The 9,471-nt window shown below is 50.7% G+C and carries 12 protein-coding genes and 1 tRNA gene; 5 read left to right on the forward strand and 8 right to left on the reverse strand.

Going from position 1 to position 9,471, the window contains the following annotated elements; genetic code table 11:
- Window positions 1-38 precede the first annotated feature (38 nt).
- From NG346_RS06625 to NG346_RS06640, 4 genes are all read left to right on the forward strand, one after another.
- Entirely contained in the window at window positions 39-581 is a 543-nt protein-coding gene (locus NG346_RS06625; RefSeq protein ID WP_262279288.1) for a hemerythrin domain-containing protein, read from the forward strand.
- Window positions 582-628: 47 nt separating this feature from the next.
- The gene (gene hcp / locus NG346_RS06630) at window positions 629-2,269 is read left to right on the forward strand and encodes a hydroxylamine reductase (protein WP_262279307.1); all 1,641 of its coding nucleotides are present in this window, start codon (window positions 629-631) and stop codon (window positions 2,267-2,269) included.
- Window positions 2,270-2,408: 139 nt separating this feature from the next.
- Window positions 2,409-2,732, forward strand: a complete 324-nt coding sequence (locus NG346_RS06635) for a cupin domain-containing protein (protein WP_262279289.1) — start codon at window positions 2,409-2,411, stop codon at window positions 2,730-2,732.
- 6 nt (window positions 2,733-2,738) lie between these two features.
- Window positions 2,739-3,233, forward strand: coding sequence for a pyridoxamine 5'-phosphate oxidase family protein (locus tag NG346_RS06640; RefSeq protein ID WP_262279290.1), 495 nt, complete (start codon window positions 2,739-2,741; stop codon window positions 3,231-3,233).
- Window positions 3,234-3,500: 267 nt separating this feature from the next.
- Here NG346_RS06640 and NG346_RS06645 read toward each other — a convergent pair whose 3' ends face one another.
- The 6 genes from NG346_RS06645 to NG346_RS06670 form a co-directional block, all read right to left on the reverse strand.
- Window positions 3,501-3,725, reverse strand: a complete 225-nt coding sequence (locus NG346_RS06645; protein ID WP_154532985.1) for a DUF6722 family protein — start codon at window positions 3,723-3,725, stop codon at window positions 3,501-3,503.
- A 161-nt stretch (window positions 3,726-3,886) separates the two neighbouring features.
- Window positions 3,887-3,962: transfer RNA gene (locus NG346_RS06650), tRNA-His, on the reverse strand.
- A 129-nt stretch (window positions 3,963-4,091) separates the two neighbouring features.
- On the reverse strand, window positions 4,092-4,496 hold the full coding sequence (gene secG / locus NG346_RS06655) for a preprotein translocase subunit SecG (protein WP_262279291.1): 405 nt from the start codon (window positions 4,494-4,496) through the stop codon (window positions 4,092-4,094).
- Window positions 4,497-4,502: 6 nt separating this feature from the next.
- A complete protein-coding gene (locus tag NG346_RS06660) occupies window positions 4,503-5,279 on the reverse strand; it encodes a tetratricopeptide repeat protein (protein WP_262279292.1) in 777 nt (258 codons plus the stop codon).
- A gap of 5 nt (window positions 5,280-5,284) precedes the next feature.
- Window positions 5,285-5,830, reverse strand: a complete 546-nt coding sequence (locus NG346_RS06665) for an LptE family protein (RefSeq protein WP_396266741.1) — start codon at window positions 5,828-5,830, stop codon at window positions 5,285-5,287.
- Window positions 5,805-7,064 carry a sigma-54 interaction domain-containing protein gene (locus NG346_RS06670; protein ID WP_262279293.1) on the reverse strand — a complete coding sequence of 420 codons (1,260 nt, stop codon included), beginning with the start codon at window positions 7,062-7,064 and terminating at the stop codon, window positions 5,805-5,807. Before NG346_RS06670 ends, NG346_RS06665 begins: the two co-directional genes overlap by 26 nt.
- 55 nt (window positions 7,065-7,119) lie before the next feature.
- Between NG346_RS06670 and NG346_RS06675 the strand changes: the two genes are divergently transcribed.
- Window positions 7,120-7,248: a hypothetical protein gene (locus tag NG346_RS06675; RefSeq protein ID WP_262279294.1), complete on the forward strand. Its 129-nt coding sequence runs from the start codon at window positions 7,120-7,122 to the stop codon at window positions 7,246-7,248.
- A 444-nt stretch (window positions 7,249-7,692) separates the two neighbouring features.
- On the opposite strand, the gene NG346_RS06680 is transcribed toward NG346_RS06675, so the two are convergent.
- Both NG346_RS06680 and NG346_RS06685 read right to left on the reverse strand, forming a co-directional pair.
- Window positions 7,693-8,490, reverse strand: coding sequence for a DNA alkylation repair protein (locus NG346_RS06680; protein WP_262279295.1), 798 nt, complete (start codon window positions 8,488-8,490; stop codon window positions 7,693-7,695).
- Between the two features lie 54 nt (window positions 8,491-8,544).
- A complete protein-coding gene (locus tag NG346_RS06685; protein ID WP_262279296.1) occupies window positions 8,545-9,243 on the reverse strand; it encodes an alpha/beta hydrolase-fold protein in 699 nt (232 codons plus the stop codon).
- Window positions 9,244-9,471: the final 228 nt, after the last annotated feature.

A 9,471-nucleotide genomic window follows, 5' to 3' on the forward strand; every position in this document is an offset into this window, starting at 1 on the left:
AACTTTGCACCCGTCAATCTATAATTACGCTGAACAAGATGGAAGATAAAAGCAGATACAACTTCTGCGAGTGGCCGCTGGACCTACTTGTGGACTATGTGCTCAAGGTGCATCATCGTGGGGTGAGAGAGAATGGCCCCGACACGCTGCGCCTTATTAATAAGGTGATGATGGAGAATCTCGTGCTCGACGAGGTGGAGCAACTCTTCAGCCAGTCGCTCTCTGATCTCGACACCCATCTGATGAAGGAGGAACGGGTGCTCTTCCCTTACATCCTCGATCTTTACGATGCCGTGCGCCGCGGACAGCCCATTGCTCCGATGCATTGCGGCACGGTGCGCAACCCCATCAACGTGATGATGTCGGACCACGATGCTGAGTTGCAGCGCCATGAACGCATCGCCACACTGCTCAACGACTACCAGGCTCCGGCCGACGCGTCGGAAGACTATAAGGAGTTGATGCGCCAGCTCAGCGAGTTCCGTGAGAACCTCAAGGAGCACACCCATGTCGAGAATGACATCATCTTCCCCAAAGCCATCGAGATGGAGGCTTCACGCTTTGACGGACAGAATTCGTAACCAATCATTAGACAATAAATATAACTTATAAACAGAAGAAAGATATGATGTTTTGCTATCAATGTCAAGAGACCGCCAAGGGTACAGGATGTACTGTGAGTGGCGTATGTGGTAAGAAACCCGAGACAAGTCGTTGGATGGACTTGTTGCTGAGTGTGACACGTGGTGTAGGTACCATCTATCACGCACTGTTGCAGCAGGGACAGAGTGACGACACCACTGTGGATGACTTCATCGTGGACGCGCTCTTTGCCACCATCACCAATGCCAACTTTGACGACAGCGCATTGCTGCAGAAAGTCGACAAGGGTATCGCTCTGAAGAAACAGCTGCTGGCCAAGGCTACCGAGCTCGGAGTGACACTGCCCGACTATCATGAAGTAGAGTGGGGCGGCGAGAAGAGCGACTACGAGGCTGAGGGCGATCGCGAGACGGTGCTGCGCACTACCAACGAAGACATCCGCTCGCTCAAGGAGACTATCGTACTCGGACTCAAAGGCATGGCTGCTTACTACGAGCATGCCGCACGTTTGGGACAGCGCGATGAGGCTATCGCCGGCTTCATGGCTGAGGCTTTGGCTGGTATCACCAATCCCGACGCTACTGCTGACAGCCTGTTGCAGCTGCTTCTCACCACCGGTAAATACGGTGTTGACGTGATGGCACTGCTTGACAAGGCAAACACAGGAGCTTACGGTAAGCCAGAGATCACAAAGGTGAACATTGGCGTGGGCAAGCGTCCGGGCATCCTCATCAGCGGTCACGACCTCCACGATATTGCTGACCTCCTGGAGCAGACCGAGGGAACGGGTATCGATGTCTATACCCACGGTGAGATGCTGCCGGCACACTACTATCCCGAGCTGAAGAAATACAAGCACCTCGTAGGTAACTACGGTAATGCTTGGTGGAAGCAGAAAGAGGAGTTCGCTCACTTCAACGGTCCTATCGTCTTTACTACCAACTGTATTGTGCCTCCTTCACCGAAGGCTAACTATGCAGGTCGTGTGTTCACAGCCAATTCTACGGGCTTCCCCGGATGGAAGCATATCGCTACACGTCCCGACGGCCATAAAGACTTCTCTGAGGTCATCGAGATGGCACGCCAGTGCCAGGCTCCTGAGGAGATTGAGCATGGCGAGATTGTCGGTGGCTTCGCTCACGACCAAGTCTTTGCCCTTGCTGACAAGATCGTGGAGGCTGTCAAGAGTGGCGCTATCCGCAAGTTCGTGGTGATGAGTGGTTGCGACGGTCGTATGAAGAGCCGTAACTATTATGCTGACTTTGCCCAGGCTCTGCCTAAGGATGTGGTGATCCTCACCTCGGGCTGCGCTAAGTATAAATACAACAAGCTCAACCTTGGCGACATCAATGGCATTCCCCGTGTGCTCGATGCCGGACAGTGCAACGACAGCTATTCGTGGGCTGTGGTGGCTTTGAAGCTCAAAGAGATCTTCGGTGCTGCTGATGTCAATGATCTGCCGATTGCCTTCAACATTGCCTGGTACGAGCAGAAGGCCGTCATCGTGCTCCTCGCTCTGCTGAGCCTTGGCGTGAAGAATATCCACATTGGTCCTACGCTTCCCGCCTTTGTCTCTCCCGGCGTGCTGAAAGTGCTTCAGGATAGCTTTGGCCTCGGTACCATCTCTACTGTAGACGAGGATATCAAGACAATGATTAATGCGTAATGTATAAATGATGATGAATAAATAATGGCGTGAAGGGCATCTTCCTTTCTGCGCTGTTATTTATTCATTTTTCATTTTCCTCAATTATTTATACATTATACTTTTTACATTATACATTATACATTATAATATTACTTTTATGGCTACGTTTGAAAAAGGAAAGGTTTTCGAACCTAAGGCATTGGTAGACTATGCCGAGGGCAGTGTGGTCAGCCGTGAGCTGGAACACAATGAAGCAGGAAGCATCACCGTGTTCTCATTTGACAAGGGACAGGGGCTGAGCGAACATCAGGCACCGTTTGACGCGCTCATTCAGGTGATCGACGGTGAGATGACGTTTATGCTGGAGGATGAGACACTGCATCTCCAAACGGGAGAGGCTCTGGTGATACCTGCCGGTGCGCGCCATGCTGTCAAGGCTGAGAAGCCCTTCAAGATGATTATCACCATGATTAAAGGATAAGAAGAAATGAAGTATGTCAACGACACTGTCCGCCGCCAGGATAGGCTGATGGACGAGGAGAGGGCTTTGGAGCTCTTGCGGGAGAGTGAATATGGTGTGCTGTCGATGCAGGATGTCGACGGTTCGGGGTATGGTGTGCCACTGAACTATGTGTGGGACGGCGACCACTCCATCTACATCCACTGTGCTCCGGAGGGGCATAAGCTGCGGGCTTTGGAGCAGCATCCACAAGTGTCGTTCTGCATCATTGGACGCGTGCATCTGCTGCCACGCAACTTCACCACAGAGTATGAGAGCGTCATCCTGCGGGGTGAGGCGCATATCCATCTCTCTGCCGAAGAGATGATGCGTGCACTGCATCTGCTGGTGGACAAGCTGTCGCCCGACTTCAAGGAGATCGGGTATAAGTATAGCGAGAAGTCGTTTCACCGTGTTGGCATCATTCGTGTCGACTTTACGGAGTTTAGCGGGAAGCGCAAGCATGTGGCAAAGGCAGACTGAGCCGCAAGTGATAGATAATAGCAAATCCCTGCTGTTCCTAAGGAGCAGCAGGGATTTGCTGTTTCTGACGGGCAATAGAGGGCGGAACAAGGACCACGGCACAGTCGTGGCAAACCGAACGGCTAACGCAGAACGTACGTTTCTTAAAGCGCTAACTTTATAGATCAGATAGCCACTTCTTCCCGCTTTTGGTACGGAACCAAAGCAGAATGCCGAGGCCGCAAAGGGCAATGGCACCATATGTCATAATCATTATTATCATAGTTCTTACTTTTTAATTATTGAATAACCTATTCTTGCAAGTACTGCCGTGGAAGTCAATCCTACCGCAATGAATATACCAGCTAATACATAGTTAGTCGATATGAATAATGCTATGGAATTCGTGAGCACCATAATCGTGAAAGTGGCCTTTGCAAGGTCATAGAAGAACTTCCCGAGGCTTTCCCTGCTGGAGCGTTCTTTCTCTCGAGTCTCTTTCTGTGTTACCATGGCTTGTTTTGTTTCCTATGCGCAAAGATAATAATAAATATGATAGCCTCCAAATATTATATATAAAAAAGGCGGGCTTCTTTCTTGGTATCGATAGGAGAGGGTAGGCTCGATATAAACGACAAATCCCCGCAGTCTCTTGGACTACGGGGATTTTTGAGGGGTGGGGGGTGGGACTCGAACCCACGACATTCAGAACCACAATCTGACGCTCTAACCAACTGAACTACGCCCACCATGTAAGGCTATGTGAGAGATCTGAGTCAGTGTTGAAGTGTGACTGAGATGTTTCTCAAAAGCGAGTGCAAAGGTAAGGGATTTTTTTGAAACCACCAAATTTATCCCTTACTTTTTTGCATTTTTCTTTTATTTTGCCGGAGCAGCAGGTGTTGCGGGGGCACTCTGAGCACCCTGAGCCGGAGCGGCTGTACCTTTAGCAGCACCCTGGGCAGGAGCCTGCTGGCCAGCCTGGAAGCCCTGTGTGTTAGTAGGGTTGGTAGTCTGGCTCTCTGTGGCAGCCTTCTCAAGCACGCTCTGATCAGCGGTGCTCTGCGGAGCTGTGTAAGCGCAGACGATGCTGATGACCACCATGAAGGCAGCCAAGCCCCATGTAGCCTTCTCCACGAAGTCTGTGGTCTTGCGCACACCCATGATGGAGTTGGTGGAGGAGAAGTTGCTGGACAGACCGCCGCCCTTGGACTCTTGTATGAGTACAATGCCAATCATCAGCAGTGATGCCACAACGATGAGAATAACGAAAAACGTGTACATAAACTTTTACTTATTATTTTTATTATTTAATATCAACTTTTCTAAGAAGCGTATTTGGTCTACAAAGTAAGCATTTTTTTTTGGATAATTCAAATTTAATTGCTGAATAATTTCCAAAGCTTTCTCATATCGGCCCTGCTTGATGTAAATCTTTGCCAAAGTCTCGGTGAAATAGCTTTTATCCTCTTTTACGCTGTCTTTGTTTCCGTCTTCTTCTATTTTGGGAAGGTACTCGGGCGTATCCTTCAATTTTATTTTTCCCTTGTCATTATTGATGAAATTATCGATCAAATCCTGTCCCTTGAGCTGAGGCTGCTCCTGCGGTGTCTCCTGCTCGTCGTCATCTTCTGTTTCCAGCAGATAGGCGACGTAGTCGACAGCGGCATCGGCGGGAGTGGGCTTGCGTTTGGTCTTCTTGGGCTTTTCCTTCTCTTTTTCTTCCTCGGGTATGGTGTCGAGGAAGTTGTTGATGAGCGAGATGGTGCGGTCGCCCTTGTTCTCTGCCTTGTCCTGGCTGTGCGGCTGGCTACTCTCCTGCCTGTCGGTTTTGAGCTGATAGTGAGCGGCCTCTACGAGGTTGAAGATCACCTTTCGGTCGGTGATGTAGATGGCTGCCTGGCGAAGCTCTTCGTTGAACGAGGGATCATGGAGCAGGTAGAGGTTGCGGAGCAGCAACAGCCGCGCATTCTGGTAGTAGGGATAGAGCGCAAGCAGGCTGCGGAGATCGTAGACGGTCTCGCGGTCCAAAAGCTCAGGATGTTGTATGTATTGCGCTATGTCCATGATGATTACCAGTTGGCGACGGTGGCATTGAAGATTTGATCGGTGAGGTCCTTGCACATCTGCTCCACGAGTTCCTGCTGCACGCTGGAGAGGCTCTGTGTGGTCTCGTAGCTCTTGGTGGAGGTGAACTGCTTCTCGAAGTCCTGACTGTGGTTGGCGTTGTTGGTGAAGCGCACGTTGACGGTCATAGAGAGCTCGGTCTGCGCAGAGTATCCTTCACTGGAGACGGATTTGTTGCGCTGGCTGTATTGTGTGATCTCACCTTCGATGACAAGGTCTCCGCCCCGCCTGACCTGCTGCAGGTGGGTGTGGTTGGCGAAGACATCTTTGAGCTGATTGTTGAACATCGGTCCCATGGGTCCCCAGACATAGCTGGAGCGTATGGGGAAGTCAGCGATACGGATGGTCTTGGTCTTGGTGTAGTCGATGCTGGCGCCGTTGAATTTCAGGCTTACCTTGCAAGCACTCATCAGTGCAATGGTGGAGATAAGCAGCGTGAGGGCCAGCAACGCGTGCCGGATGACTTTAATATTCTTTTTTATCGAGACCATACTGTTTGATTCTTCTATAGAGTGTGCGGTCGGAGATGCCCAGTTCCTGAGCAGCTTTTTTCCTGTTGCCATTGTTTCTTTCGAGTGCTTTCTCGACCATTTGTCGTCCGAGGTCGTTGAGGTTGAGGCTTTCGGGCTCAGCCTTGATTTCCTCGGCTTCTGCATCCTGCGTGGGCGAGACGCCGTCATATCCATTCAGCGGGTGTCCGGCTGGTGTGAGCGCGGGCATGGCAGAGGATGGGGTGTCGAGATACTGGTTGCGGTAAGCACTCATATTGTTGAGCTCGCGGGTATCGTCGAGTTGTTTTCTCATGGAGTTGAGGTCGTGCCTGAGGTTGGCAACGCTGCCTCTGAGCTCGTAGAGAATCTTATAGAGTGCCTCACGTTCATTCTCGTAGGAGTGCTGTCCGGGCTGGCTGATGGTGGCGAGCTCCGTACTCTCGGGATCGTCGGGGATGAAGTGCTTGAGCTGTTCCGCGTTGATTTCCCGGTTTTCGCTGAGCACTGACATCTGCTCGGTGATGTTTTTGAGCTGTCTGACGTTGCCGGGCCACTTATAGTGGAGCATGAGTTGCTTGGCATCGTCGGTGAGGGTGATCTTCGGCAGATGGTATTTGTCGGCCATCTGCATGGCGAAGAGCCGGAAGAGCAGTAGTATGTCGTTGCCCCGCTCGCGCAGAGGCGGCATCTGTATGGGGATGGTGTTGAGTCGGTAGAAAAGGTCTTCGCGGAAGCGTCCCTCAGAGATCGCCTTACGCATGTTGACGTTAGTGGCGGCGACGATGCGCACGTCGGTCTTTCTGATTTCCTGTCCGCCTACGCGAATATACTCTCCCGTCTCGAGTACTCTGAGCAGTCGTGCCTGTGTGGCCATGGGCAGCTCGCCGACTTCGTCGAGGAAGATGGTGCCTTTGTTGGCGACACCGAAATATCCCTCGCTTTCGCCGACGGCTCCGGTGTAGGCACCTTTCTCGTGGCCGAAGAGCTCGCTGTCGATGGTACCCTCGGGGATGGAACCGCAGTTGATGGCGAAGTAACGCTCACGGCGCCGGGGTGAGTTGTCGTGTATGACGCGTGGGATGATCTCCTTGCCCACGCCGCTCTCGCCGACGATCAGCACGCTGAGGTCGGTGGGGGCTACTTGCAGGGCCACGTCGAGTGCGTGGTTCAGATCATCGCTGTTGCCTACGATGTTGTAGCGCTGTTTGATTCTTTGCAGTTCTGTAGTATTCATGGGTTGACAAAATTACGCATTTTATTTGAGAATACTGCAATTTTGGCAGAAAAAGATGAGGGAGAAACAAAAATACTGGGGTTGTGAGGCTGCCTTCTTCGGTATTTGTGTCTTTGCAAAGGTGGAAAGACAATACCCGTCGATGATGTGTGACAAGCAGGAGGCGTTTGGCGATGGGCTATAGAGTTGCTTTGTAGGAAACATAAACAATTCATATAGTATTTGAAAACGTATTGACAAAAGACCGTTATTCTGAGCTTGCATTATAGAGAAATGCGCCAGTGCTTTTTGAGGAAAAGGGATGCTTAAAGTTGGATAAAATTGGATTTTGACGATCATCTAACTGAGATGATCCTGTCATCTAACTGAGATGACCCGATAAAACAACTGAGATGACGAGTAGAAACAACTGAGATGATAGTGATAAAAGTCTGTTTTTATATAGTAAAAGCAATAGTATAGGAGAGACATAAAACTTCGAAAGTGCATAAGCTATTGACAGACTGATGGTTAAGAAAAACTACTAAAATTCGAAAAAATCACGATGAGTGACTGCCTCTTCGAAAAGAATCGCAAAAAGAGTGGCGTTTTTTGTCAGTTTTCAAGACATTGTTTATTGACGGACACTCTATCCTGCCATTTGCTTCTTACATTTCCTCGCCATGAAATCATGCCGTTCAGCCTCGTCAAACCTTTCAATGGCATAGCGGAGCATGGTTCGCGGCATCTCATGAGCATGTTGATTGAGAAAATCGCGTAAGAGATCCATACTGACGTGCTTACCCATTTCACGGAGCATCCAGCCAACGGCCTTCTGCATGAGGTCGTGAGTAGCGTGGAGATGGATCTCGGCATAGCGTAGACACCACGAGGGATCGCCCTGCTGTGTGGGCGTGAGGGTGCACACCATGCTGATGCGCTGTCGCCACAGATGACTGCTGTGAGCCAAAGCATCAATGATGTTGCGTTGCTTGCCTAAGTTGGTTGGGCACATCAGCCAACGTCCGATGATTTTCGGAGCAGAGGCATCGACAAGATCCCAATTATTGATTCGGTCGGCATGATGGAGATAGAAGCTGACGATCGCGTCGCGCTGCTTCATAGATTCTTGATCACTGCGATTGGTAACACGGCCAAACTGCTCCACTAATATCAGCAGCGCACAAAGCCGTACCTCATGCCAAGGAGAAAGCAGCAACTGCTCTGTCTCAGCAAGCGGAAGGTTCTTATCCACCATCTTCACCACACTGCGGGTCACAGGCACTTTGATGCCCAAGAACTCGTCGCCTTCGCCATACTCTCCGGCCCCAGTCTTGAAGAAGCGCATGAGTATGTCTCGCTGACGGTCATTGCGCAGGGCGATCAGACGGTCGGTGATCAGGCATGCGTCTGTCAGAATTTCGTTGTTAGAGATCTTGGTGTCCATTGATAAGATAAAAATAGAATTGAAATGGTGACGATAGATGAAACTATAATCCTATTAGCGATGAAGCAAATTTTCCATTGCCCATATAAACCCTTTGGCCGTCCGTTGACCATTGTCCTGGAAATGGTTCCCGGAATTCCACTTAAGGGTGTTAGCGACATGAGCCTGCTCCAAGAGTTGTTGCTGACGGCGGATGGCCGTGGCGATGGTTGTCAGAATGGGCGTGCGCGAGCGCTCCTCACGATCGCCGAGACTGAGATAGAAGGCACCGGACTGAGGCTGATGAGTGGCGGCATAGTCGAGCCAATCTTGATACCACACCGATGGAGAAGCGGCCACAACAGCGTCGAAAGGTTGGTCGGGCTGATAGCCAGCCCACAGCGCGAAGAGTCCTGCCAAGGAGTAGCCGCCAATGATGACCTTCATCGGAGCCTCTACAGACGCGGGCAAGCGCTGTTGCTCCTCAGCGACAATCTGCCGGAGGCTGTCGAGTGTCTTAGCTGCGCCATTGCCGAAGGGCGTCTTGCCAAAGACGGGTGGAGCTGGCCAGGGAGCCAACTCGTCAAACCACCGGTCGATATGAACGGCGATGAAACGAAAATCCACAGTGCTATGACCGACGATCCACTCCATCTCAGTGTCCAACTCCTCACGATCATGCTCGTCGACGGGCTGCAATAGAAGCGTCTGCGGTGCTTCGCCCCGTTGATAAACCGTGCAACTCTTGCCAAGTATCTCTATTTGTTGTTTCATCCTTGATTATTTTTCGCAAAGATACGAAAAAAATCAAGAAAAAGCGGCAGCGTCAGCTTGTAAAGTGGAGAATAGTATTCTTTTTTATCTCAAAAATTTGAGAATTAGGGCCCAAGGGGGATTGTCCGTGGCGGGCAGATGCCGCTGCCTAACCAAAGACAGTAACACATCTATAGAAAAAGAAGGGTATATCCCTTATTCCCTTCAGGCATGACCTGAAGGCTTTCA

It is taken from the genome of Hallella absiana, assembly GCF_025457485.1.
Classification (GTDB): domain Bacteria; phylum Bacteroidota; class Bacteroidia; order Bacteroidales; family Bacteroidaceae; genus Prevotella; species Prevotella absiana.